Source organism: Arsenicicoccus dermatophilus (genome assembly GCF_046267915.1).
In the GTDB taxonomy this organism is placed as follows: domain Bacteria; phylum Actinomycetota; class Actinomycetes; order Actinomycetales; family Dermatophilaceae; genus Arsenicicoccus; species Arsenicicoccus dermatophilus_A.
In genome coordinates this window covers 3,159,602-3,183,177 of the sequence record NZ_CP176520.1, presented here as the reverse complement: position 1 = coordinate 3,183,177, position 23,576 = coordinate 3,159,602, and the positions used below count along the sequence as shown (strand labels likewise).

The following is a 23,576-nucleotide window of genomic DNA, read 5'->3' as shown; positions in this document are numbered from 1 at the left end:
AGCAATGGATGACGAGGAGCTGCTCGAAGGTGGTAACGCGTCGGGCGCTGTCGTCAGGGTGGGTCAGACGGTCCGTAAGCCCTGGACGCGGACGACTTCACGCGTGGTGGAGTTCATGGCTGCGCTGCGCACCCGCGGGATCGACCTCCCGGGCACTCACGGAGGCGATGATCAGGGTCGTCTGGTCCTCGACTACGTCCCCGGCACGATGGCCATAGACATCGCACCACTGCCCGACGACATCGTCCGGAAGATCGGCGCCCTGGTCCGTGCCATCCACGACGCCAGCGCACCTCTCGGTGTTCCCGGCGACTGGCCCGACGGAGTCCTGCCCGCACCTCAGCGGGAGCTGATCTGCCACAACGACCGTGCCACCTGGAATCTCGTCATCGACGATGGCCGCCTCGTCCTCATCGACTGGGACGGCGCCGCGCCCAGCAGCCGACTGTGGGACCTCGCCTACGCCGCAACAGCCTTCGCCCACCTGTTTCCTCACGCCGATGTCAAGGCATCCGCACGACGACTCCGGGCCTTCCTCGATGGCTACGAAGCAGACTTCGACCTGCGGGCAGCGTTACCCGAGGCTCTCGAGCAACGCGCACAGGCCATGTTCGATCTGCTGCACGAGTCACACACCACCACCGGCCTCCAGCCGTGGGCCACCATGTACCGCGAGGGCCACGGCGAGCACTGGCGAAACACGACCCAGTTCATCGTCGAGCACCATCGGGTCTGGACTCTGGCAATACGAGGATGACGTCCTCACATCAGCGTGAGGTGTCTTGTGTCAAGGACTGGGTCGGGTGTCCCGGTGCGGTCGCTGGTCCCTGCACAGGTAACGGTGCTGTGCTCGGCAGCGTGTGATGGGGTTGTGCGACGACGGGTCGGAGCGGCCCATGATGAGCGACGAGATGCCTGGTGGTGCGGGCTCAATGCCGCGAAAGGCTCGCCCCGACCCAGCTCTTGGGGTGATGGCGCCTGCATGACCCGGGCCCGGGCCGCGTCGTCAGGGGCCGCCGCTGACCAGCGACGGTAGGAGCGCGCGGCGACCGGGCAGCCCTGAGAGGTCAGGACCGGACAGATCGACTCGACCGCGCACCCCTTGGCCTTCAGGGAGTCGACGAAGGCCATGATCAGCGCTTGCGGGATGGGGGCACCTCCCGCTTGCGGGTCGTCCTGGGCGACCCATCGCCGCAGGGTCTCTTTCGCGACGCCTTCCTGTTCGCGACAGCCTCACAGGCCTCGGTCCGGGTCCGGTAGTGAGCCCGCTGCTCACGCACCAACCTGACCGCCCGCGCGCGGGTGTGCTCGTCGTGCTTCTTCGGCATGGATCCGATCCTTCCGGTTTAGACCCGCACACCACCGGCCACGCCACCCGAACGCTTCAGACACCTGGCTTGGAACCGGCCCTCCGAGGTCTACCGTGGCCTGGCGGACCCGACCGTCCCCACCTTTCCCAGGCCGAGGTCCTGGCAACTACTTGACGCGGGACACTCGCAGCTCGGGTATGTCCTGCCGCCGAGGACGACGCCGACCCCGCCCCGCGCCCGAGCTGGTCGGTCGGGGACGGGGTCGGGGTCGGGGCGATGGTGCGAGGGGCAGCCGCCCGTGGGGTTCAGCCGCGCTGGTCCCGGGGGATCCAGTGCTGGTCGACGGGGCCGGTGTAGATCTGGCGCGGACGGTAGATCCGACCCTTGGGGTCGTCGTGGATCTCCTTCCAGTTGGCGATCCAGCCGGGCATGCGGCCGATCGCGAACATCACCGTGAACATGTTCAGCGGGATGCCCATGGCCCGCAGGATGATGCCGGAGTAGAAGTCGACGTTGGGGTAGAGCTTGCGCTCGACGAAGTAGTCGTCGGCCAGCGCGACCTCGGCCAGCTCGCCCGCGATGTCGAGCAGCGGGTCGTGGATGTCGAGCTCCTTGAGCATGTCGTCCGCGGCCTTGCGCAGGATCTTGGACCGCGGGTCGAAGTTGCGGTAGACGCGGTGCCCGAAGCCCATGAGCTTGACACCGTCCTCCTTGTTCTTGACCTTGCGCATGAACTCCTCGACGGAGGTGCCGCCGTCGCGGATCTGCTCGAGCATCTCGATGACCGCGACGTTGGCGCCGCCGTGCAGCGGGCCCCACAGGGCGCAGACGCCGGCCGAGCAGGAGGCGAACATGTTGGCCTGCGAGGACGCGACCATGCGGACCGTGGAGGTCGAGCAGTTCTGCTCGTGGTCGGCGTGCAGCAGCAGGAAGAGGTTGAGCGCCCGGGACACCGCCGGGGTCGGCTCGTAGTCCTTGTAGGGCTTGGAGAACATCATGTGCAGGAAGTTCTCGGCATACCGCAGGTCGTAGCGCGGGTAGACGATCGGCTCACCCACGCTGGACTTGTAGGCCGCCGCCGCGATGGTGCGGACCTTGGACATGAGCACCGCGGCGGCGCGCTCGATGGACTCGTCGTCCTTGGTCTCCCACACCTCGGGGTCGTGTGCCGACAGGGTGTTGATCATGGCGGACAGGATCGCCATGGGGTGGGCGTTGGTCGGGTAGCCGTCGAAGTGCTTCTTCATGTTCTCGTCGAGCATGGAGTGCTCGGTGAGGATCGACGCGAAGCGGTCGCGGTCGGCCTGTGTCGGCAGCTTGCCGAAGATGACCAGCCAGGCCGCCTCGATGAAGCTGGACTTCTCGGCGAGCTCCTCGATCGGGATGCCGCGGTAGCGCAGGATGCCCTGCTCGCCGTCGATGAAGGTGACGGCAGAGGTGCACGAGCCCGTGTTGCCGTAACCCGGGTCGAGCGTGATCAGTCCGCTCTCCGCGCGCAGCTTGGTGATGTCGATGCCGAGCTCGTGCTCGGTCCCCTCGACCACGGGCAGGTCGTAGGACGTGCCGTCGTACTCCAGCCGGGCGGTGTCGCTCATGCGTAACCCCTTCGTTGCGGTGTCGTCTTCGCTCCCACTCTACGAGCCAACCGGGGCGGCTGCCCGCACTCCTCCCGCCCGGCGGACGGGCCGCTGGACGGGGCGGCGAAGCCGTGCGATGCGGGGTCAGGGAGGATGGCGGACATGACTGAACCTCCACCGGTCCTGTCCCGGGGCACCCGTGAGGCGCTCGCCCGCCGCCACCTGGTGATGGTGCCGTGGCTCGTGACGGTGGGAGCGCGTCCGCTGCTCGATCCGACCTCGGACGCCTGGGCTCGGTGGTTCTTCGGGGTCCTGATGCCGGCCACCGCGCTGCTGTCGGTGTGGTGCTGGTGGCGTGAGGTGCGCGAGGCTCGGTCCGACGCCCCGGTACGGACCGAGGCGCGTCCCCTGGGCGGGATGCTGTGGCTCTGGCTTGCTGCGGGGGTCTGCAGCGCTGCGGTGCTCGCCGGCGAAGGTCACCTCCCCGGGCGGATCATCGGCGTGGGCTGCGCCGTGCTGATCCCGCTCGTGGCCTGGGACCAGCGGCGGGCGCGCACGAGGTATGCCGCAGAGGTCGCCGGGGCCCGTCCGCAGCTGTGAACAGGTCCGAGGGAGAGATCGTGTCCGAGCAGGTTCCGTCGTTGTCCGTGCCGACCCGGCTGGCGCTCGCCCGCCGCCACCTGATGATGGCACCGATCCTGGTCCTCCTGGTGGCCAACGCCGTTCACCGGGCACGGGATCAGGGTGACCTGCTGTGGTGGTCCACCGCGGCGGTGCTGCTGGCCACGCTCAGCGCCTCGTGGTGGGTGTGGTGGCGTGAGGTCCGCCAGGTCCGGGCGGGTGCGGAGCCTTGGTCGACGATCGTGCCGCAGTCTGCGCTGCTCCTCGTCCTGCTGGTGGCGGCGACGACCGGCTGGGCGGGTGCCCTGGTGAAGGACTTCGGGCCGGCCGGGCTGGTGGCCGGGCTCGTCGCCCTCGGCGCGACGGCCGCACTGGCATGGGATCAGCGCGCAGCCGCTCGGCGGTATGCCGGCGAGACCACGCCTCGGTGACGTCACGACTGCTACGGCTGGCCCCTGCACGATCGAGGGAGGATTTGCGCGAGAGCATGCTTCGGCGGGAGATCGCGCAACGCCTCGTCGTCGGGTCTCAGCCCTGAGCGTCGTCTCCGCGAGGCTGGTCGTGAAAGTTCATCGTGACGAGGATTGTTCAACTTTCGGGTCGGAGGCGTATGGCGGAGTACAGGCGGGCCTTCCAGCAACCGGACCCGCAGGGACCTGATCGGTGGAGCATCCAGGGTGGCGACTACCGGTGGTACCTCCCTGACCGCCTAGCCGCAGACCACTCAATCTGTCGTCAGGTACGCGGGCGCGCCTGGCCGCCGTCACGGAGCAGGTGGCACACCTGGGGGAGCGGTTTCGGGAGCGCCCCTTGCCCGCCTTGTACGCGACACTGCTCCGGTCGGAGAGCATCGCGTCATCGCGCATCGAGGGAGTGCGAGAGGATCCCAGTGCCGTGCTCCTCGCCGACATCGACGATGCGCCGAGGACTGAGCATTCGGCCGCGCACATGAACACGCGCAACATCGACACCGTCCGCCAGGCCGTCGAGAGCCTGGCTACGCGCTCTCGGTGGACGGCTGCGGACATCGACGAGCTGCACCGCACGCTGCTACCCGCCCATCCGGAAGGCTTCCGCAACTCGGGCAGTGTGTCGGCCCTCACCGCATTCCGCTACGACCCTCGGCGCGGTGAGACCGCTGACGAGGCGCGGGAGGCTTTCGTGTCGTTCTTCCTGCAAGCGACCTCTGACGCTGTGGTCGTGGCCTCGGACCTTCTTGAGGAGGTCCGACGAGTGGAGGCGTCCTGGGCGGAACGAACGGCGCACGTACGCGCCCACTCGGCGCAGCACCGACTGCTGGCACTCCTCGCGGACCGGCCGGTCCTGACGATTCGGTACGCGCTCGACCAGGCTCAGTACAAGGACTCACGGGGGACTGTGCGTACCTACTCCCGTGCTGCGATCAGCAAGGCCTTCGCCGAGCTCGAGGCCAAGGGGATCGTCGATCGGATGCCCAGCCGCGACGGCCGCCATCTCGTCTACCGGGCTCGGGAGCTACTGGATCTCCTCCTGCTGACGGAGCGGCGACTCGGCTCGGCTGAGCTCGACACCGTGGCCGCGCCTCTGTCAAAGCGCTTCCGAGGCCGGACTCCCGAGCTGCCCACCCACCTGCGCCGCTCCACCTGACGGTGGCTGCCTCGAAAAGTGGAATTCCGACGCCGTCATTCAACTTTTCTCCGCGGGAGTGAGTGCGCCGCCCTCGGGCGTCACAGGCGTGGAAGCTCTTCACCCCCGTGGCGCAGGATCCCCCTCTCCTGCCTGAGAAACAGCCAGCCCAGGAGTGTCAGCCACACCGCGGCCGCAGGCAGGACCAGCAGCCACAGCCTGCTCCCACGCCCAGGCAGGTCCTGGCCGATGAGAGCCAGCAGGGCCAGGCCAGCTGTGGTCGTGATCGCCCACGTCCACCCCCGGACGAAGCCGCGGTAGGTCCGCGGTCTGATGCGGAGGCAGAGACTGTAGTGATTCGGTCCGAGGGCGACCCACACGTCACGGGCCAGCTCGATCACGGCCGGATCGTCGTCCGCGCCGGACCGCATCAGGAAGGTCTCCCACTCGCTCGGCGACCGGTCGTCCGGCTGCCGCTCCAGGTGCTCGAACGCCGGGATGGTCGAGGGTGCGGCCCGTTCTCTGCAGGCTCGGGCCAGACGCTCGTAGCGTTCGAGCACCTCGGCGTCGGGCAGTCCGTTGAGCCGGGGCGGGGCGCCGTTCAGCGCGGCGGGGCGCCCCTGTGCCAGGGCCGTCGAGATCAGCCGGAGGGACGGAAGGCTGATCTCCCAGGGGTACCGCGGGGGAACGTCGGCCATGGCCGGAGCCTAGGTGTACTCGGCCGGGCGGCGGATCCGGTCACTCGTCGACGAGCGCTCCGATCATGGCTCCGAGTCCGCCCGCCAGGGCGTGGGCCTGCTCCGGAGGGGGCCAGCGGCAGGTCCACGTGGGGCTGGCGGCGCCGCCCTCGGGATCAGGCTCGCCGGCCGACCAGGGCGGGCGCGCTTGATCGTCGGTCGTGAGCTCGACGAAGTGGCGGCGCGCGATCTTGTTCCGGTACGGCCTGATGTCGTCGTCCGCCTCACCCCGGCTTGCGGACGAGCCGCAGGCTCCTCAGTCCCGTCTCCTCGGCGGACTCGCGCATCGCGGCCGCTTCCGGTGTCTCACCGGGCACCCGCCGAGGCCGTGGGGACCAGGTCCGGCGCGAGAGCCGGCGACGGGTGACCAGGCGGTATGTCGAGGAGCCGGCCTCCCGCGGGTCCCTCGCACCGCCCCCGGATCACCAGGGATAGGGCTCGTAGTCCTTGAGGAACACGCCGTACAGGTCCTCGCCGCGCTCTCCACGCACGATGGGGTCGTAGACGCGGGCCGCGCCGTCGACCAGGTCGAGGGGTGCGTGCCAGCCCTCGGCGGCGATGCGGAGCTTCTCGTCGTGCGGGCGCTCGTCGGTGATCCAGCCGGTGTCGACGGCGGTCATCAGGATCTTGTCGGCGGCATACATCTCCCCGGCAGAGGTGCGGGTGAGCATGTTGAGCGCGGCCTTGGCCATGTTGGTGTGCGGGTGCCCGGGACCCTTGTAGCGCCGCGCGAACTGCCCCTCCATCGCGGAGACGTTGACGACGTACGCCCGCCTGGCGCCCCGCTGCACCGCCGCGCGCATCGCCGGTCGCAGCCTGCTGACCAGGATGAACGGCGCCGTCGAGTTGCACAGCTGCACCTCGAGGAGCTCGAGCGGGTCGACCTCGTCGACGGTGTGCTTCCAGGAGTTGGTGCGCTGCAGGTCCGGGAGCAGGCCGCCGGCGTCGACGGCGGTGCCCGCCAGGTGCGCCTCCAGGGAGGCGGAGCCCGCGGTCAGGGCGACCGAGGTCATCTCGGCGGCGGTGCGCGCGGCGACCTCCAGGGCCTCGCGCTCCTCGTCGGTGCCGGGCTCGGCGGCGCCGGGGGCGAGGTGCTGCGCGGCATACCCCCGCAGGGTCCCGGCCAGCGCGACGGGGTGCGCCTCGCTGATCCGCTCGAAGCTGACCAGGCGCGGGGTGCGGGCGGCCCCGGTGAGCGGCTGCGACTCGCCCTCGACCAGGTGGGAGTAGGCGCCGGGGGAGCGACGCACGGTCTGGGCGGCGTTGTTGATCAGGATGTCGAGGGGCCCGCTGCTCGCGACCTCGTCCGCCAGCGCGACGACCTGGGTGGGGTCGCGCAGGTCGATCCCGACGATGCTGAGCCGGTCGAGCCACTCCGGGGAGTCCGCGAGCTCGGCGAAGCGGCGGGCCGCGTCCCGCGGGAACCGCGTGGTGATGGTCAGGTCCGCGCCGTCGCGCAGCAGCCGCAGCGCGACGTGCATCCCGATCTTGGCGCGGCCACCGGTCAGCAGCGCCCGACGTCCATGCAGGTCGGTGTGCTGGTCGCGGCGCTCGTGGCTCGCGGCGGCGCAGCGCGGGCACAGCCAGTGATAGAACGCGTCGACGGTCGTGTAGCGCTCGTGGCAGATGTAGCACCCGCGCGGGATGTGCAGCTCGCCCGCCACCGCGCCGCGGACCGAGCTGACCGGCGCGATCCCCTGCGTCTCGTCGTCGATGCGCATCGGGCTGCCCGTCGCCGTCGACTCCAGGACGCGCTGGTCGGCCTCGACGAGCGGGCGACGCGTCTCCTGCCGGGCCTCGGCGCGGCGGGCCTTGCGGATCCGGTTGCGCATGGTCGAGGCGGCGCGCTTGACGGTCTCGATGTCGGGGTGACCGGCGGGCAGGGTCGGCAGCTGCTCCAGGACGCGCAGCGCCGTGGCCAGGTCAGCAGGGTCGATGCCGGCCGGCTGCTCCTGCCGCGGCACCTGGTCGGGGGTCGGGTCGGTCACCGCGAGATCGTATGCCGGACGGCCCGTCCTCATCGCCCGACCGGACCTGCCCCTCGCCCTGAGCCACGGCCGCGAGGTCGCCCGCCAGCAGCTCGCGGCGCTCCACCTCGGCGAGCTCGGCCTTGAGGGCGTCCTGCTCGCGGCGGCGCCGGACCTCCGCGACGGACAGGATCGCCGCCAGGATCACCGGCCGGCAGAAGGGCAGCTGGTCGAGCAGCCAGCCCAGCCAGCCGGGCGGGGTCCACGAGGGCAGGTCGACGTCGGGACCTGGGGATCACCTGGCCAGGGGTCCTCCCGGCATACGCCTCGGGCCGCCGCGTGACGAGCGCGCGACGACCCGAGGGGGATGGTCGATCAGCAGGACAGGTCGACGACGGCGGCGTTGCCCGCCTCGTCGGTGCCCGGGTCCTCGGTCAGGCGGGTGACCAGGTCGTCGTGGCTCAGGTCCGTGAAGGGCGAGCCGGCGAGCCGCCAGACGTCCTCGGCGCCGACGTAACGCGCCGTGACCTCGAGCCCCTTGGGGGTCTGCTCGGTCATCAGCTCCAGCTCGCCGGTCACGGCGCCCGCCTCGCGGGTCATGACCCCGCCGGGCGGGGTCTCGATCGTGGTGGTCTTCATGCGCAGGTCCCCAGCATGGTGGTGAGCGCCGACTCCTCGGCGCTGGTGACGGACATGGCTTACTTCTTCTTCACCTCGACCCAGCGGGTGGCACAGAGGCAATGGGCGGAGGCGGTGACAGGCTTCCACGCCTCCGGGCCCGGGTCCAGGGGTCGTGTGCCGAAGGCGCGCGGGGGCGGCACGCGACCGGACCCCCTGGCGCGGCGAGGGGGCCCGGTCGGGTGGTCGCCGTCAGCGACAGGTCGCGAGCATCGAGGTGAGCGCGGTCTTCTCGGCGCTGGTGATCGACAGCGCGTACTTCTTCTTCACCTCCACCCAGCGGGTGGCGTAGAGGCAGTGCGCGGAGGCGTTGACCGGCTTCCACGCCTCCGGGCCCTTGTCACCCTTCTGCTGGTTGAGGCGGTCCCAGGCGCTGACCAGCACGAGCGGGTCGTTGGCGAACTGCGTCCGCCGCGTCGTGGTCCACCGGCCCGCGCCCGAGCGCCAGGCGTTGGCGAGCGGCACCAGGTGGTCGATGTCCATGTCGGTCGCCGCGTCGAACACCTTGGCGGAGTAGGGGTCGACCCACGATCCGGTGAGGTTGGTGCAGGCGGCCGACATCTTCACGCCCGTGCCGTCGCGGTAGAGCGCCGCGTTGCGCGAGTTGCAGCGGTCGTTGGGGGCCTTGGGCCAGCCCCAGGTCGAGGCGTCCTTCCAGTGCGGGAACTTCTCCCGCGAGTAGCCGGTCATGGGGCTGGCCGGGCGGACCGGCAGGCTGCGCAGGTCGGCCTTGGCCTGGGCGGGCGTCTGCGGCAGGCCGCGCTTGAGCTGGAGGGCCGCGGTGGTGGCTGGGACGGTGCCCGTCTGGGCCGCGATGGCCGCCGGCGCCGTGGTGGGGACGATCAGGGCGCCGGCCGTGAGGACGGCGGCAAGGGTGCGACGCATGGGATCTCCTGCGACTGGTCGGGATGACGACCTGACGCTAGGTTCCGCCCTGCTCGACGCGGCGCGAACAACGCCGGACATTCAGGTGATTCGCAGGATGGGGCGTGGCTGGGTGCGCGTCGGCTCCGAGCGGCCCTGTCGGGGCCGGGCCGGCTCGTGGCGGGTGGGGACGATGCCCGCGGCGGCGCGTGCGCGGGGTCAGCGGGGTGGGCGGGGCGCGAGGGAGGTGGTGGCGCTGGGTCGGCGGGTCGGGGCGTGGGCCGCCAGCCAGGGGTCCACCACGGCGTGGAAGGCATCGGTGCGCGACCGGCGTACGCAGTGGTCGGCGCCGGGGATCACCTCGACGGTCAGGGCCGGGTTGCCCAGCGCCGCCACCTCGGCGAGCCGCTCCTCGCCGAGGATCACGCCCTCGGAGCCGGTCACGACGAGGGTGGGGGCCGTGATGGCGGCGGCGATCTCGGTCCAGGGCTGCGGCAGCGCGGCCCGCCCGCCCCGCAGGAACTCCACGTCTCCGTCGGCCTTGGCCTGGGCCCACGGCAGCAGCTCTCTCTCCGGCCAGTCGGGGCTGCGCTCGCGGCCGCGGGCGACCAGGTCGGCCACGGACTCTCGCGCCTGCACCGTGCCCATGACCCGGCCGAGCGCACCCGCCGGGTCGTGCCGGTCGGGCCGCCACGCGGGGTCCTCGAGCACCGCGGCGGCCACGAGGCCGGGCTCGCGGGCGGCCAGCGCAGCGCCCAGCCCGCCGCCCATGGAGTGGCCGACCACGACGAGCGGTGCCCCGTCCTCGGTGACCACGCGGGCGGCCAGCCGCGCGAGGGCGGCATACATGACCTCGATCGGGTCATCCTGCAGCTCGGCCGGCAAGAACCTGCGAGATCGTCCGTGCCCCAAGGCGTCCCAGGCGCTGACCTGGTATGTCGAGCCCCACCGTCGCGCCGCGTCCGCCCAGGAGGGCCCGCTGTCGGTGAGCCCGTGCAGCAGGAGGAGGCGGGGTGCGCCGGCGGGGGCGTCACCTGCCCAGGCGTGCGTCGCCACGCCGGTGTCGTCGAGCGTCGTGCGCCAGGTCATGCGGCCAGGCTAGCGAGCCGGGAGCGATCCATCCCGGTACGCCCGGTCGCCTGCTACGGTAGTAATTGAATGTTCAACTATATGCGGTCGCCGTGCCGGCCGGAACCCCGAAGGAGACCCCATGACCACCCTCCAGCAGCTCGACGGCACCTACGTCGTCGACCCCGCCCACTCCCGCCTCGGCTTCGTCGCCCGCCATGCGATGGTGACCAAGGTCCGCGGCTCCGTCGACGAGTTCGAGGGCAACGCCACCACCGGCCCCGGCCTGCAGGGCGCCTCGATCGAGATCACCGCCCGGATGGCCTCGGTCGACACCCGCAACGCCGACCGTGACGCCCACCTGCGGGCCGGCGACTTCTTCGACGTGGACACCTACCCCACCATGACCTTCCGCTCGACCTCGGTCCGGGCCACGGGCGAGGACACCCTCGCGGTCACCGGCGACCTGACCATCAAGGACGTCACCCGGCCGGTCACCCTCGACGTCGAGTACGCGGGCGCCGCGCAGGACCCCTACGGCAACGAGCGCATCGGCTTCGAGGGCTCGGCCACGATCCTGCGCTCGGAGTTCGGCATCACCTTCAATGCCGCGCTGGAGACCGGTGGGGTCCTGGTGAGCGACGCGATCCGGCTGGAGCTCGAGGTCTCGGCCGTCAAGCAGGCCTGACCGCCTCCCCGGGGGCGGGGATCCGCAGCCGCCGCCCGAGCGCGCTCCCGAGGGGCCCGGCACCTGGCACCGGGCCCCTCGGCGTGTCGCGAGGCGTGCTCGGCGTGTCCTGGACCGATCCCGGCGTGTCGCGGTGTGTCACCGTCTCAATCCTTTGCGTAGTCATAGGTGCTCGTCAGACTGGAGGGCATCCGGGGCGTGTGGCTCCGCCGGAGAGCGAAGGAGCTCGCCATGAACCACCTGTGGACAGCCGTGGCCGACCTGCGCGGTCGCCTCGCCGACGACCTGGCCACCCTCGCCGAGGAGCAGTGGCGCAGCCCCTCCTGGTGCGTCGGCTGGACGGTCGAGGACGTGGTCGCGCACCTGAGCGCGTCCGCGTCCACGACCCCCTGGGGCTTCGCCACCGGGCTCGCCGCGGCCGGGCTGAGCCGGGACCGCTACGTCGCCGCCGGGATCGCGGCCAATCGCGGGGCGACCCCCTCGCTGACCTTCGAGCGCTACGGCCGGCTGCTGAGGTCCACCCTGGCGCCGCCCGGGCCCACGGCCACGTCGCTCGGCGAGATCGTGGTCCACGGCGAGGACATCCGCCGCCCGCTGGGGCTGACCGGCCACTGCCCGGCCGACCTGCTGCGCACCGTGGCGGTGCTCTACCAACGGACCGACCTGGCTGCGGGCAGCCGGCGCCGGATCCGCGGGCTGCGGCTGCAGGCCACCGACGACGCGTGGACCCACGGCCGCGGCGAGCTCGTCGAGGGGCCGCTGCTCTCATTGGTCCTCGCCATGACCGGCCGCGGCGGTGCCTGCGCCGACCTCACCGGGCCGGGCGTCCCCACGCTGCTGTCCCGGTGCTCCCTGCCGCCGGTGCGCGACGACCGGGATGAGCCGGCACGCACGGCCTCCGGCAGCGCGGCGGCCTGACCGACGACGGGGCGGTAGGCCGGGAGGCCTCTCGGCCTGAGGCCTGGTCCTCCCGGTGTCCGCCGCGGCCCTGCCAGGTCGGTCGCCGGGCCGGACTGCGGCACACTGCACCCATGTCGACCGTCGTCTTCCTCCACGCCCACCCCGATGACGAGGCCTCCCAGACCTCGGGATCCATGGCCCGGGCCGCGCGCGAGGGCCACCGTGTCGTCGTGGTCTACGGCACCGACGGCGACCACGGCGAGGTGCCCGACGACCTCGGGGACGACACGCTCGTGGCCTACCGCCGGCGCGAGGCCGAGGCGTCCGCCCGGGTCACCGGGACGCAGCGGGTGGCCTGGCTCGGCTACGCCGACTCGGGCATGACCGGCTGGGAGCAGAACTCCGCCGAGGGCGCCTTCTCCGGGGCGGACCTGGACGAGGCCGCCGGGCGGCTCGCGGCGATCCTCGACGAGGAGGACGCCGACGTGCTCGTGGGCTACGACTGGCACGGCGGCTACGGCCACCCCGACCACGTCATGGTCCACCGGGTCGCGCACCGGGCCGCCGAGCTCGCCGCCCGCCGGCCGCGACTGCTCGAGTCGACGATGAGCCGCGACCACCTGCGCCGGTCGATGGCCCAGGCCGTCGCGGCCGGCTTGGACGAGCGGCTGGACCCGGACCAGCCGATGGACGACGGCAATCCCTTCGGCACCCCCGAGGCCGAGATCCACTGGAAGGTCGACGTCCGCGACCTGGTCGAGACCAAGCGGGCCGCCCTCGCCTGCCACGCCTCGCAGCGCACCGACATCGGCATGTTCCTGGCGATGCCGGTCGAGACCTTCGCGGAGGGCTTCGGCTACGAGTGGGCGATCGAGCCGGGCCGGGCCCCGGGGATGGTCGAGGGCTGGTGGCTGGACGAGCCGGTTCCGCCCTCGGCGTAGTCCCCGCCCCGGGAAAATCGCTGGGGTCCGACGGCACCCGTCCCTAGGGTGGGCGGGGTGCAGCAGGTCTTCCCGCCCGACCTCCGGGCGTATGCCGATCCCGACGCCGACGTCCCCGACACGAGGTCGGCCGGGCGCCTGCTGTGGTGGCTGATCCGCCGCCAGGGGTGGCTCGCCCCGGCAGGCCTGCTCGTCTCCACGATCTGGATGTTCCCGATGGCCGTCGGGCCGTGGATCGTCGGCCGGGCCATCGACGAGGGCATCGTGGCCGGGGACTCCCAGGCCACCACTCGCTGGCTGGTCCTGCTGCTGGCCGTCACCGTCGTGGGCGCCCTCAGCGGCATCGTCTACCACTCGATCGTGGTGGCCGAGTGGCTGGTCGCGCTCCACGGCACCTCCCGGCTGGTCACCAACAAGGCGCTGCAGCTGGGGCACGTGCTCGCCCGCCGCACCCCCACGGGCGAGGTGCTGTCGGTGTCGTCCGGCGACGGCGACCAGTTCGGGATGCTCATGGAGATCACGACCCGCGCCTTCTCCCAGCTGCTCGCCTACCTGGTCGTCGCGGCCATCGTGCTGTCCATGTCCGTCCGGCTCGGGCTCGTGGTGCTGCTCGTCGCCCCGCTGCTCGTGCTGGTGGCCATGCCCGTCCTGCGCCCGATGGCGCACTGGCAGGGCATCGAGCGGTCCCGCTCCTCCGAGCTGACCTCGCGCGCGACAGACATCGTCGCCGGCCTGCGGATCCTGCGCGGCATCGGCGGCGAGGAGACCTTCGGCGAGGGCTATGCCGCGCAGTCCCGGGCGGTGCGTGACGCCGGGATTCGGGCCGGCGCCTGGCAGGCCGGGGTCGACGCCCTCGGCGTGCTGATGTCGGGTGGCTTCCTGGTGGTGCTCATGTGGTCCGGGGTGCGCCAGGTCGCGGTCGGCGAGCTGACGGTGGGGCAGCTCGTCACCTTCCTCGGCTACGGCCTGTTCCTCGTGGGCCCGGTGCAGACCTTCTTCGAGGCCGCGCAGAAGTGGACCCGCACCATGGTCTCGGCGCGCAAGGCCGTGGCGGTGCTGGACCAGGAGCCGCCGTGGCGCCCGGACGCCGAGGCCACCGGTCACCTGCCGGACGGTCCGGCCGACCTCACCGACGAGCGCACCGGGCTGGTGATCCGGCCCGGGCTGCTCACCATGGTCGTCTCGGCCACCCCCGACGACAGCGCCGCGCTCGCCGACCGGCTGGGTCGCTACCTGCCCGGCGACCCGGACACCCAGGTCAGCCTGGATCTCGGGGAGGACGTCAAGGGCCGCGCCCGCCGGGTGGAGCAGCGCCGCCGCGTGGTGGCCCGGCGCGCGCAGGCTGCCGCCGACCGCGAGCGGGCCCGCCAGCCGTGGGGCGTCACCCTCGGCGGCACCGACCTCGGGAGCGTCCCGCTGGGCGAGGTGCGCGAGCGGATCCTGGTGAGCGACACCGGCTCCCAGGTCTTCGCGGGGACCCTGCAGGAGGCGATCGACCCCCGGGGCCGGCTCACCCGGAGCCAGGCCGAGCAGGCCCTGCACACCGCTGCCGCCGAGGACGTCTACGACGCCGTCCCGGGTGGCTGGCAGGGTGTGCTCGACGAGCGTGGCCGCGGACTGTCCGGCGGGCAGCGCCAGCGGCTCGTGCTCGCCCGCGCGCTCGCCGCCGACCCGGACGTGCTCGTCCTGGTCGAGCCCACCTCCGCGGTCGACGCCCACACCGAGGCACGGATCGCCGACCGTCTCGCCGCCCACCGGCGCGGGCGCACGACCGTCGTGATGACGGCCTCCCCGCTGCTGCTCCACCACGCCGACGAGGTGGCCCTCCTGGCCGGGGACCGGGTGATCGCCCAGGGGCGCCACGACGACCTGCTCGCCCACGACGCGGACTACCGCGCGGTGGTCGTGCGAGGGGAGGACCGATGACGGCCACCCGCGGCACCCCCGGCCCGGCCGACCTGCTCGACCCCGCGCTCGCCGCCGACTCGGCCGCGACCTGGCTCGAGGCCCCGGCCGCGCGGGCGACGCCGGACACGCCCGGCGGGATCGACCCGCGCCTGGTGCCGCCCGGTCGCGGGGGCCTCGGCATCCGGGCTCGTGCCTGGCGGGACCGGCACCGCCTGCGCGGGGATCGGGCCCGGGACTTCGCCGCCACCGCCCTCGGCCCGCAGCGCGGCCTGCCCGTGGCCGACGACGCCGCGGTGCGCAGGTTCGTCGGAGACCTGCTCCGGCAGCGACGCGGCTGGGTCCTGGTCGTGCTCGCGACCAACGCCGCCGCCGCGGTCGCCGGCCTCCTGGTCCCGCGGCTGCTCGGCGGGCTGGTCGACGACACCACCCGGCGGTTGCGCGACCACGCCACCACCGAGGCGCTGGACGCCGCCACCTCGACCGCGCTGGTCGTGGGCGGGGTGGTGCTGCTGCAGGCCCTGCTCACGTATGCCGCGAAGCTGTCCTCCGCCGTCATGGGGCAGGGGATCCTCGCCCAGGCGCGCGAGCACGTGGTCCGTGCGGTCCTGCGCCTGCCGCTGTCCCGCGTCGAGCAGGCCGGCACCGGAGACCTGGTCACGAGAGTCACCCGAGACGTCGGCACCATGAGCGACGCGGTCCGCTGGGCGCTGCCGGAGTCGATGGTGTCCGGGCTCACCGTCGTGCTCACCCTCGTCGCGATGGTGAGCAACTCCTGGCTGCTCGCCCTGCCGTCGCTGGTGCTGCTCGCGCTCGCGCTGGTGCAGGTCCGGCGCTACCTGCGGCAGGCGCCGGCCGCCTACCTCACCGCGTCGGGCACCTACGCGCAGATCAACACCACCCTCACCGAGACCGTCGAGGGGGCCCGCACCGTCGAGGCCCTCGGGCTGGCCGAGGTGCGCCGGGCCCACGGCTGGCGCGACCTCGCCGAGTCCGGGCAGGCCGAGCGCTACACGATGAGCCTGCGCAACCTGCTCTTCCTGGTCATGGACCTGGCGTTCTCCCTGCCGCGGGCGCTCACGCTCGCCCTCGGGGCCTACGGCTGCACGCGCGGGTGGGTCACCCTCGGCCAGATCACGACGGCGCTGCTCTACGTCGAGGCGGTGTGGGGTCCCTTCGACCGGCTCGTGCACACCCTCGACCGGGTCCAGGTCGGGATGGCGTCCACGACCCGCCTGCTCGGCATCGCCACCGTCCCCCCGGACCGCGAGGCGGGCCCCGACCTGCCCGGCGGTCGGGACCTGGTCGGCCGGGACCTGCGCTACGCCTATCGCGAGGGGCACGACGTGCTCCACGGGATCGACGTCACCCTGCGCACCGGCGAGCGGCTCGCCGTGGTCGGGCCGTCCGGCTCCGGCAAGTCCACCCTCGGCCGCCTCCTCTCGGGCATCCACGGACCGCGCACCGGGTCGGTCACCGTCGGGGACGTCGAGCTGACCCGGCTGCCGCTCGACGTGCTGCGCACCGAGGTCGCCCTGGTCACCCAGGAGCACCACGTCTTCATGGGGTCGGTCCGCGACAACGTCGTGCTCGCCCGCGAGGGGGCGACCGACGACGAGGTCGAGGCGGCGCTGCGCGCGGTCGACGCCTGGGAGTGGGTCAGCGCTCTGCCCGACGGCCTCGGGGCACGGCTCGGGTCGGGCGGTGCCACCCTCACCCCGGGTCAGGCCCAGCAGGTCGCGCTGGCCCGGCTGATCCTCGCCGACCCGCACACCCTGGTGCTCGACGAGGCGACCTCGCTGATCGACCCCGGCACCGCCCGCCACCTCGAGGGCTCCATGAACGCCCTGCTCGAGGGGCGGACCGTCGTCGCCATCGCCCACCGGCTGCACACCGCCCACGACGCCGACCGGATCGCAGTGGTGATCGACGGGCGGGTCGTCGAGCTCGGCTCCCACGACGAGCTGATGGCCCAGCAGGGCGAGTACGCCGCGCTCTGGCGCGCCTGGTCCACCTGACCACCGACGCAGGGGCCGGCAGGGGCCGGCAGGGGCCGGCAGGGGCCGGTAGGGGCCGGTAGGGGGGAAGGTCGGACCACCCGTCACGGTCGCGACCGGGGCGGGATAACCTGGGGGAGGTCCTGGAGCAGTGCCGCCCGGGAGAGCCGCGATCCCTGCCCCTCACCCGAAAGGCATGGCATGTCCACGTCTGCGCCCGACCTCGCCGCGCCCACCCTCACCGACGACGAGCTCGCCTGGGCCGGTTTCACCCCTGGTCCCTGGCAGGAGCGGGTCGACGTCCGGGACTTCGTGCAGCGCAACTACACGCCCTACCACGGCGACGCGTCCTTCCTCGCCGGTCCGACGGCCAAGACGCTGCGCACCTGGCAGACGCTGGAGCGCAACTACCTCTCCGTCGAGCGCGAGCGCCGTGTCTTCGACGTGGACACCACCACCCCCGCCGACATCGACGCCTTCGCCGCGGGTTACATCAGCGAGGACGACGACGTGATCGTCGGCCTGCAGACCGACACCCCGCTGAAGCGCGCGATGATGCCCAACGGCGGCTGGCGCATGGTGGAGACGGCCATCACCGAGGCGGGCCTGACCCCTGACCAGCGGGTCAAGGAGATCTTCACGAAGTACCGCAAGACCCACAACGAGGCGGTCTTCGACATCTACACCCCGCGCATCCGCGCCGCCCGCTCCAGCCACATCATCACCGGCCTGCCCGACGCCTACGGCCGCGGCCGGATCATCGGCGACTACCGCCGGGTGGCGCTCTACGGCGTGGACGCGCTGATCGCCGAGAAGGTCAAGGACCGTGACCGCGACGTGGACGCGCCCTTCACCGAGCACTGGGCGCGCTTCCGCGAGGAGCACTCCGAGCAGATCAAGGCCCTCACGAAGCTCAAGCGTCTCGGCGAGAGCTATGGCTTCGACCTCGGCCGGCCCGCGCGCACCGCCCAGGAGGCCGTGCAGTGGACCTACTTCGGCTACCTCGCCTCGATCAAGTCGCAGGACGGGGCGGCCATGAGCGTCGGGCGGCTCTCGGCCTTCCTCGACGTGTATGTCGAGCGCGACCTCGCCTCCGGCACCCTCACCGAGGAGGCGGCGCAGGAGATCGTCGACGCCTTGGTCATCAAGCTGCGGATCGTGCGCTTCCTGCGGACCGTGGACTACGACCAGATCTTCTCCGGCGACCCCTATTGGGCCACCTGGTCCGACGGCGGGCTCGGCGAGGACGGCCGCTCCCAGGTCACCAAGACGTCCTTCCGCCTGCTGCAGACGCTGCGCAACCTCGGCCCGGCGCCCGAGCCCAACATCACGATCTTCTGGGACCCGGCGCTGCCGGAGGGCTACAAGGAGTTCTGCTCGGCCATCTCGATCGAGACCTCCTCGCTGCAGTACGAGGCCGACGAGCAGATCCGCTCCCACTGGGGTGACGACGCCGCCATCGCCTGCTGCGTGTCGCCGATGCGGGTGGGCAAGCAGATGCAGTTCTTCGGCGCCCGGGTCAACGCCGCCAAGGCGCTGCTCTACGCCATCAACGGCGGCCGCGACGAGATGAGCGGCAAGCAGGTCGTGGAGGGCTACGAGCCCGTGCCGGGTGACGGCCCGCTGGACTTCGACGACGTGTGGCTGCGCTACGAGCGGATGCTGGACTGGGTCGTCGGCACGTACGTCGAGGCGCTCAACATCATCCACTACTGCCACGACCGTTATGCCTACGAGGCGATGGAGATGGCGCTGCACGACTCCGACATCGTGCGCACCATGGGCTGCGGCATCGCCGGGCTGTCCATCGTCGCCGACTCCCTGTCCGCCATCCGGTACGCCACGGTCACGCCGGTGCGCGACGAGACCGGGCTGATCGTCGACTACGTCACCGAGGGCGAGTTCCCGGTCTACGGCAACGACGACGACCGCGCCGACGAGATCGCCGCCGCCGTCGTCCACACGGTGATGGCCAAGATCAAGGAGATCCCGCTCTACCGCGACGCCATCCCCACCCAGTCGGTGCTGACGATCACCTCCAACGTGGTCTACGGCCGCAACACCGGCGCCTTCCCCTCCGGGCACCAGGCGGGCACGCCCTTCGCCCCCGGCGCCAACCCCGAGAACGGCATGGACAGCCACGGCATGCTCGCGTCCATGCTGAGCGTCGGCAAGCTCGACTACGACGACGCCCTCGACGGGATCTCGCTGACCAACACCATCACCCCCACCGGCCTCGGCCGCACCAAGCAGGAGCAGGTCGCCAACCTCGTCGGCCTGCTCGACGCGGGCTTCGTGCCCGGCTGCTGACGGCCCACCCCGGCTCTTCCTCCCGCCATACCGCCCCTCACCAGACGGAGAACCACCATGTCGACCAAGACCTTCGACGAGCGCCTCGCCGAGATGGCCACCGCCCGCGAGGCCCGCGGCACCCGCCAGGGCCTCTTCCACGCCAACATCAACGTCCTCAACCGCGAGACCCTGGAGGACGCGATGGAGCACCCGGAGAAGTACCCGAACCTCACGGTGCGCGTCTCCGGGTATGCCGTGAACTTCGTCAAGCTCACCAAGGACCAGCAGCGCGACGTGCTGTCGCGCACCTTCCACCAGAACGCGTGACCGCCGACGGTGTCTCCGGGGAGGTCCGCCCCGCGCCCGTCGACCTCGACGTGCCCCGGCTGCGACCGGCCGGCACGGGGCTCGCGGGGATCGCCTCGACCGGACGGATGACCCACCACGAGCACCTGGAGGCGGTGCGCCGCGGGGACCTCGGCTCCGTCCACTCCTGGGAGCTGGTCACCAGCGTCGACGGCCCCGGCACGCGGCTGACGGTCTTCGTGGCCGGGTGCGGGCTGCGCTGCCAGTACTGCCACAACCCCGACACCTTCGTGATGGCCCGGGGCGAGCCGGTGCTGCTCGAGGACCTGGTGGCCCGGCTGCGGCGCTATCGCGGGGTCTTCCAGGCGACGCACGGCGGGCTCACCGTGTCCGGCGGGGAGCCGCTGATGCAGCCGGCCTTCGTGGGGCGGTTGTTCCACGAGGCCCGGGCGATGGGCATCCACACCTGCCTGGACACCAACGGCTACCTCGGGGCCAACGCCCCCGACGCGCTGCTCGACGACGTGGACCTGGTGCTGCTCGACATCAAGGCCGGGCGGCCGGACACCTACCGCGAGGTCACCGGCGTCGAGCTGAAGCCGACGCTGCGGTTCTCCCGACGGCTGGCCGAGCGCGGGCAGGCGATGTGGATCCGGTACGTCCTCGTGCCCGGTCTCACCGACGCGGTGCCCGAGGTCGAGGCCGTCGCGGCGCACGTCGCCACGCTCGGGTCGGTGGAGCGGGTCGAGGTGCTGCCCTTCCACCAGATGGGGCGCGACAAGTGGGAGTCCCTCGGCCTGACCTACCGGCTCGCCGACACCCCCACCCCCACGGCCGCGCTGCTGGACCGGGTGCGGGGCCAGTTCCGGGCCTACGGCCTGACGACCTACTGACCCCACCCCACCCGCCGCGCCACCAGGGGCAGGTGGCGGGGTTCCGGCGGCGTGTCGCCGCCCGTCGTGGCATCTCGCGCGGGTGGCGATGGCGGCGAGCTCCGCCGGACGTCAGCCGCCGACGTGCACCACGGGTCGGCGGGCTGCGTCCGGCTCGGCGAGACGGAGGATCTCGTGTGTCAGGGGCGGGATGTCGCCCTCCCCGCCGGACAGGAAGCGCATCACGTTGTCCACGGGCGCGCGCTCGCTCCACTCGAAGTACAGGTGCGGCGGCTCGGGCATCAGGTCCCGGACGTAGAGCAGGAAGGCCGCGAGCACGTTGGACACCGACGTGCCCGACAGCCGCAGGATCTGGTGGTGCCCGGCGTGCCCGGCGGTCACCTGCACGGCGGACGTGAAGTCCGAGGCGTCGTTGATCCGCACCTCCAGGAAGATCACCTGCTCGCACGGCTGCAGGTGGGTGCGGTCGCGGACGACCTGCTCCTTCTCGTCGTACTCCTCCAGGTCGCCGACCTGCATCTTGTTGGCGATGAACCGCAGCGGCTGGGCGCCGAGCGCCGCGCGCGCCAGCACTACGTCGGCGGAGTCGTCGATCTGCACGCCGGCGACCCGCAGCTCGAGCGAGCGGGTGATGCGCGACACCAGGCTCAGGACCATGATCATCGCCACGAAGATCAGGGCGATGACCAGACCGCCGGCGTGCGAGGCGATGGTGACCACGAAGGTGTAGACGAAGATCGCGCTGATCACGCCGAAGAAGGCGGCCGGGCCGCGGTGCCTGCGGCGCAGCTCGGTGAGGAACACCGCGACGGCGGCGGAGGTCATCAGCGCCAGCACCCCGGTGGCGTAGGCCGCGGCCTGGGAGTCGACGTCGGCGCCGAAGATGATGGTGACCAGGACCGCGATGAGCGCGAAGACGCAGACGAGCGGTCGGGTCGAGCGGGCCCAGTCCGGGGCCATCCCGTAGCGCGGCAGGTAGCGCGGGACGATGTTGAGCAGACCGGCCATGGCCGACGCCCCCGCGAACCACAGGATCATCACGGTGGTCAGGTCGTATGCCGTCCCGAAGGTCTCCCCGAGCCGCTCGTGGGCGAGGTAGGCCAGGGCCCGCCCGTTGGCCTCGCCGCCGGCCTTGAAGGCCTCGGCGGGGATGAGCAGCGTGGTGACGAAGGACGAGCCGATGAGCAGGACGCTCATGATCACGGCGGCGGTGGTGAGCAGCTTCTTGGCGTTGCGGATCCGGCCCTGGGGCTTGGCGTGGGTGTCGTCGGGGTCGCCCTCGATGAGCGGCATGACCACGACACCGGTCTCGAAGCCGGACAGACCCAGCGCGAGGGCGGGGAACACGAGCAGGGCGGCGCCGATGATCCCGAACGGTGCGCTGTGGGTGGAGGTCATCGCGGACACCCAGTCGCCGATGGTGCCGGGGTCGGCCACGATGGCGCGGATGCCGTCGGCGATCACCACCGTGCTCAGGCCCAGGTAGATCACGACGAGGACCACCGCGACGCCGATGGCCTCCTTGAAGCCCTTGAGGAAGACGCCGGCGAGCATGAGCAGCAGCACGACGGTGACCACGACCTGCTTGCCCACGAGGGTGCGGTGCAGGAAGGGGTTCTCGATCAGGTGGGCGGTGGCGTCGGCGGCGGACAGGGTGATCGTGATGATGAATCCGGTGGCCACGAAGCCGAGCAGGGTCAGCACCAGCAGCTTGCTCGGCCAGTAGGACAGCAGCTTTTGCAGCATGGACAGCGAGCCGTCGCCGTGCGGGCTCTCGACGGCCACCCGGCGGTACATCGGCAGCGCCCCGAAGAGCGTGATGAGCACCAGGACCAGGGTGGCGATGGGTGCCAGCGACCCGGCCGCGAGAGCCGCGATGCCGGGCTGGTAGCCGAGCGTGGAGAAGTAGTCGACGCCGGTGAGGCACATGACCTTCCACCAGGCCTGGACGTCGTCGTGCTGCTTGGCCTCGGCCTCGCGCTCGTAGAACCCGCCCGGATCGGCCTCCTCGGCGTCGAGGAACCACCTCAGGAAGCCCGAGCGCTGCTGTGTCGCTGTCACGAGCGACCAATGTAGGCCCACCAGGGCCGTGCCGGGCGCATCGTGACGGTCCCGGATCCGTCACCTCGCCTCCCGGGCGGGCCGCCGGGCGGGGTCCGGGACGCGGAGGGTGGGGAGGTGACCCGGGGCGTCGTCGCTGCGGGGAGCTTTCGGGGTCGGCGGGGCGACCCCGCGGTCACCGGTGCTGGTTGGCGAAGACCACGTCATACCCGTCGCGCAGCTGCGTCCACCCGTAATGGTGCGCGGCCTCGGGCCCGACGGGCCGACCGACGTCGTGACCGGCGGCGCGGGCCTCCAGCCCGGCGAGGCACAGGTGCCACCCGGCCGCGAGAGAGCTGGCCCGGGTCGGGTCGGCGAGCTCCTGGCGCAGGGTGATCCGCGAGCCGTGCTCGCGGGAGGTGAGGCTCCAGCGCAGGACGTCCCCGCCCCAGCGGTGGACGAGCTCGCGGGGCGGCTCGACGGCGAGCACCTCGGCGTCGACGGGCTCCTCGTCGGGGCGCTCGCGGCTCGAGGCCGGCCCGACGGTGTCCAGTCGGCGGTCGCCGACGACCGGGGACCAGGTGGCGCTCAGGGCCGGGTCGACGAGCAGCTCCCAGGCTTCCTCGGGGCCGACCGGCAGCTCGTGGACCATGGTGAGCGTGGGGACCCCCTCGGCGGTGGTGAGCGTGGCGTCGACGGTGCGGGACTCGACGTAACCGATGAGCAGGTCGTTCACGACGTCCTCCGGGGTGCGGGCGGGGTGTGCGGTCATTGTGTCCCGTCCGACGAGCTCGTGTCCGTGTGTGTTGGCTCACGATGCCCGCCGGGGGTGTCCGGCGACGCGCCGGTGGCCTCACACTGGTGGCCGGACGACCTACTCGACGAGGAGGCCCTCATGGGCAAGTACGACCTGCAGACCACCAAGATCGGTGACCTGCTCAAGGACCCCGAGGCCGTGGCGATCTTCGACAAGCACGCCCCCGGCCTCACCTCCCACCCGATGATCGGGATGGCCAAGGGCATGAAGGCCGAGAAGGCCATGAAGATGGCTTCCGGCAAGATCCCGCAGGACCGACTGGACAAGATCGTCGCGGAGATCTCCGCGCTCTGACCCGGGACGGGACCGTCGACACGGGTCGCGTCCCGGCCGGGTCGCCGCCGTGCGGCCGTCATCCGTGCCAGCCTGG

At 72.0% G+C, this 23,576-nt stretch carries 21 protein-coding genes and 1 pseudogene; 12 read left to right on the top strand and 10 right to left on the bottom strand.

Translation table 11 applies throughout. The features are described from left to right. Positions 1–4: 4 nt before the first annotated feature. Positions 5–757, top strand: a complete 753-nt coding sequence (locus tag ACK2IS_RS14985; protein ID WP_409484088.1) for a phosphotransferase — start codon at positions 5–7, stop codon at positions 755–757. Between the two features lie 858 nt (positions 758–1,615). Here ACK2IS_RS14985 and ACK2IS_RS14980 read toward each other — a convergent pair. After that, on the bottom strand, positions 1,616–2,905 hold the full coding sequence (locus tag ACK2IS_RS14980; protein WP_409484087.1) for a citrate synthase: 1,290 nt from the start codon (positions 2,903–2,905) through the stop codon (positions 1,616–1,618). Between the two features lie 144 nt (positions 2,906–3,049). On the opposite strand from ACK2IS_RS14980, the gene ACK2IS_RS14975 reads away from it, so the two are divergent. From ACK2IS_RS14975 to ACK2IS_RS14965, 3 genes are all read left to right on the top strand, one after another. Continuing rightward, positions 3,050–3,487, top strand: coding sequence for a hypothetical protein (locus tag ACK2IS_RS14975; protein ID WP_409484086.1), 438 nt, complete (start codon positions 3,050–3,052; stop codon positions 3,485–3,487). Between the two features lie 20 nt (positions 3,488–3,507). Further along, entirely contained in the window at positions 3,508–3,939 is a 432-nt protein-coding gene (locus ACK2IS_RS14970) for a hypothetical protein (protein WP_409484085.1), read from the top strand. 463 nt (positions 3,940–4,402) lie between these two features. Further along, entirely contained in the window at positions 4,403–5,134 is a 732-nt protein-coding gene (locus ACK2IS_RS14965) for a MarR family transcriptional regulator (protein ID WP_409484084.1), read from the top strand. A gap of 80 nt (positions 5,135–5,214) precedes the next feature. On the opposite strand, the gene ACK2IS_RS14960 is transcribed toward ACK2IS_RS14965, so the two are convergent. The 7 genes from ACK2IS_RS14960 to ACK2IS_RS14930 all read right to left on the bottom strand — a co-directional run bounded on the left by ACK2IS_RS14960 (position 5,215) and on the right by ACK2IS_RS14930 (position 10,448). Then, positions 5,215–5,811 carry a hypothetical protein gene (locus ACK2IS_RS14960; RefSeq protein WP_409484083.1) on the bottom strand — a complete coding sequence of 199 codons (597 nt, stop codon included), beginning with the start codon at positions 5,809–5,811 and terminating at the stop codon, positions 5,215–5,217. Positions 5,812–6,074: 263 nt separating this feature from the next. Further along, positions 6,075–6,167 carry an NUDIX domain-containing protein gene (locus ACK2IS_RS14955; protein ID WP_409484082.1) on the bottom strand — a complete coding sequence of 31 codons (93 nt, stop codon included), beginning with the start codon at positions 6,165–6,167 and terminating at the stop codon, positions 6,075–6,077. 105 nt (positions 6,168–6,272) lie between these two features. Further along, positions 6,273–7,871 (bottom strand): SDR family NAD(P)-dependent oxidoreductase, encoded by a 1,599-nt coding sequence (locus ACK2IS_RS14950; protein ID WP_409484081.1) that lies wholly within the window; start codon positions 7,869–7,871, stop codon positions 6,273–6,275. Continuing rightward, a complete protein-coding gene (locus ACK2IS_RS14945; RefSeq protein ID WP_409485697.1) occupies positions 7,774–8,025 on the bottom strand; it encodes a hypothetical protein in 252 nt (83 codons plus the stop codon). The genes ACK2IS_RS14950 and ACK2IS_RS14945 overlap by 98 nt, the downstream gene beginning before the upstream one ends. 167 nt (positions 8,026–8,192) lie before the next feature. After that, positions 8,193–8,456, bottom strand: coding sequence for a hypothetical protein (locus ACK2IS_RS14940; RefSeq protein WP_409484080.1), 264 nt, complete (start codon positions 8,454–8,456; stop codon positions 8,193–8,195). Between the two features lie 231 nt (positions 8,457–8,687). Then, the gene (locus ACK2IS_RS14935; protein ID WP_409484079.1) at positions 8,688–9,380 is read right to left on the bottom strand and encodes an HNH endonuclease family protein; all 693 of its coding nucleotides are present in this window, start codon (positions 9,378–9,380) and stop codon (positions 8,688–8,690) included. Between the two features lie 198 nt (positions 9,381–9,578). Beyond that, the gene (locus tag ACK2IS_RS14930) at positions 9,579–10,448 is read right to left on the bottom strand and encodes an alpha/beta fold hydrolase (protein WP_409484078.1); all 870 of its coding nucleotides are present in this window, start codon (positions 10,446–10,448) and stop codon (positions 9,579–9,581) included. Positions 10,449–10,569: 121 nt separating this feature from the next. Here ACK2IS_RS14930 and ACK2IS_RS14925 point away from each other — a divergent pair, with 121 nt between their 5' ends. The 7 genes and pseudogenes from ACK2IS_RS14925 (at position 10,570) to pflA (ending at position 20,349) form a co-directional block, all read left to right on the top strand. Then, positions 10,570–11,115: a YceI family protein gene (locus ACK2IS_RS14925; RefSeq protein WP_409484077.1), complete on the top strand. Its 546-nt coding sequence runs from the start codon at positions 10,570–10,572 to the stop codon at positions 11,113–11,115. A gap of 231 nt (positions 11,116–11,346) precedes the next feature. Then, the gene (locus ACK2IS_RS14920; protein WP_409484076.1) at positions 11,347–12,033 is read left to right on the top strand and encodes a maleylpyruvate isomerase family mycothiol-dependent enzyme; all 687 of its coding nucleotides are present in this window, start codon (positions 11,347–11,349) and stop codon (positions 12,031–12,033) included. A 113-nt stretch (positions 12,034–12,146) separates the two neighbouring features. Then, complete coding sequence (locus tag ACK2IS_RS14915; protein WP_409484075.1) at positions 12,147–12,956, top strand: PIG-L family deacetylase; 810 nt, start codon at positions 12,147–12,149, stop codon at positions 12,954–12,956. Between the two features lie 57 nt (positions 12,957–13,013). Then, the gene (locus ACK2IS_RS14910; RefSeq protein ID WP_409484074.1) at positions 13,014–14,882 is read left to right on the top strand and encodes an ABC transporter transmembrane domain-containing protein; all 1,869 of its coding nucleotides are present in this window, start codon (positions 13,014–13,016) and stop codon (positions 14,880–14,882) included. Then, a complete protein-coding gene (locus tag ACK2IS_RS14905) occupies positions 14,879–16,879 on the top strand; it encodes an ABC transporter ATP-binding protein (protein ID WP_409484073.1) in 2,001 nt (666 codons plus the stop codon). The genes ACK2IS_RS14910 and ACK2IS_RS14905 overlap by 4 nt, the downstream gene beginning before the upstream one ends. Positions 16,880–17,059: 180 nt before the next feature. Continuing rightward, positions 17,060–19,477: pseudogene (gene grcA2, locus ACK2IS_RS14900) on the top strand (autonomous glycyl radical cofactor GrcA2). Continuing rightward, the gene (pflA, locus tag ACK2IS_RS14895) at positions 19,474–20,349 is read left to right on the top strand and encodes a pyruvate formate-lyase-activating protein (RefSeq protein ID WP_409484072.1); all 876 of its coding nucleotides are present in this window, start codon (positions 19,474–19,476) and stop codon (positions 20,347–20,349) included. The pseudogene grcA2 and the gene pflA overlap by 4 nt, the downstream one beginning before the upstream one ends. Positions 20,350–20,460: 111 nt before the next feature. Here pflA and ACK2IS_RS14890 read toward each other — a convergent pair whose 3' ends face one another. Continuing rightward, positions 20,461–22,410, bottom strand: a complete 1,950-nt coding sequence (locus ACK2IS_RS14890) for an amino acid transporter (protein WP_409484071.1) — start codon at positions 22,408–22,410, stop codon at positions 20,461–20,463. A gap of 175 nt (positions 22,411–22,585) precedes the next feature. Then, a complete protein-coding gene (locus tag ACK2IS_RS14885; RefSeq protein ID WP_409484070.1) occupies positions 22,586–23,161 on the bottom strand; it encodes an SRPBCC domain-containing protein in 576 nt (191 codons plus the stop codon). Positions 23,162–23,284: 123 nt separating this feature from the next. Between ACK2IS_RS14885 and ACK2IS_RS14880 the strand changes: the two genes are divergently transcribed. Next, positions 23,285–23,500, top strand: coding sequence for a hypothetical protein (locus tag ACK2IS_RS14880; protein WP_409484069.1), 216 nt, complete (start codon positions 23,285–23,287; stop codon positions 23,498–23,500). The last annotated feature ends 76 nt before the right edge of the window (positions 23,501–23,576 follow it).

Coding starts and splice junctions, on each gene's coding strand:
- ACK2IS_RS14985 (WP_409484088.1), top strand. CDS start 5: ATGGATGACGAGGAGCTGCTCGAAGGTGGTAACGCGTCGGGCGCTGTC.
- ACK2IS_RS14980 (WP_409484087.1), bottom strand. CDS start 2,905: ATGAGCGACACCGCCCGGCTGGAGTACGACGGCACGTCCTACGACCTG.
- ACK2IS_RS14975 (WP_409484086.1), top strand. CDS start 3,050: ATGACTGAACCTCCACCGGTCCTGTCCCGGGGCACCCGTGAGGCGCTC.
- ACK2IS_RS14960 (WP_409484083.1), bottom strand. CDS start 5,811: ATGGCCGACGTTCCCCCGCGGTACCCCTGGGAGATCAGCCTTCCGTCC.
- ACK2IS_RS14950 (WP_409484081.1), bottom strand. CDS start 7,871: ATGAGGACGGGCCGTCCGGCATACGATCTCGCGGTGACCGACCCGACC.
- ACK2IS_RS14940 (WP_409484080.1), bottom strand. CDS start 8,456: ATGAAGACCACCACGATCGAGACCCCGCCCGGCGGGGTCATGACCCGC.
- ACK2IS_RS14935 (WP_409484079.1), bottom strand. CDS start 9,380: ATGCGTCGCACCCTTGCCGCCGTCCTCACGGCCGGCGCCCTGATCGTC.
- ACK2IS_RS14930 (WP_409484078.1), bottom strand. CDS start 10,448: ATGACCTGGCGCACGACGCTCGACGACACCGGCGTGGCGACGCACGCC.
- ACK2IS_RS14925 (WP_409484077.1), top strand. CDS start 10,570: ATGACCACCCTCCAGCAGCTCGACGGCACCTACGTCGTCGACCCCGCC.
- ACK2IS_RS14920 (WP_409484076.1), top strand. CDS start 11,347: ATGAACCACCTGTGGACAGCCGTGGCCGACCTGCGCGGTCGCCTCGCC.
- ACK2IS_RS14915 (WP_409484075.1), top strand. CDS start 12,147: ATGTCGACCGTCGTCTTCCTCCACGCCCACCCCGATGACGAGGCCTCC.
- ACK2IS_RS14905 (WP_409484073.1), top strand. CDS start 14,879: ATGACGGCCACCCGCGGCACCCCCGGCCCGGCCGACCTGCTCGACCCC.
- ACK2IS_RS14885 (WP_409484070.1), bottom strand. CDS start 23,161: ATGACCGCACACCCCGCCCGCACCCCGGAGGACGTCGTGAACGACCTG.
- ACK2IS_RS14880 (WP_409484069.1), top strand. CDS start 23,285: ATGGGCAAGTACGACCTGCAGACCACCAAGATCGGTGACCTGCTCAAG.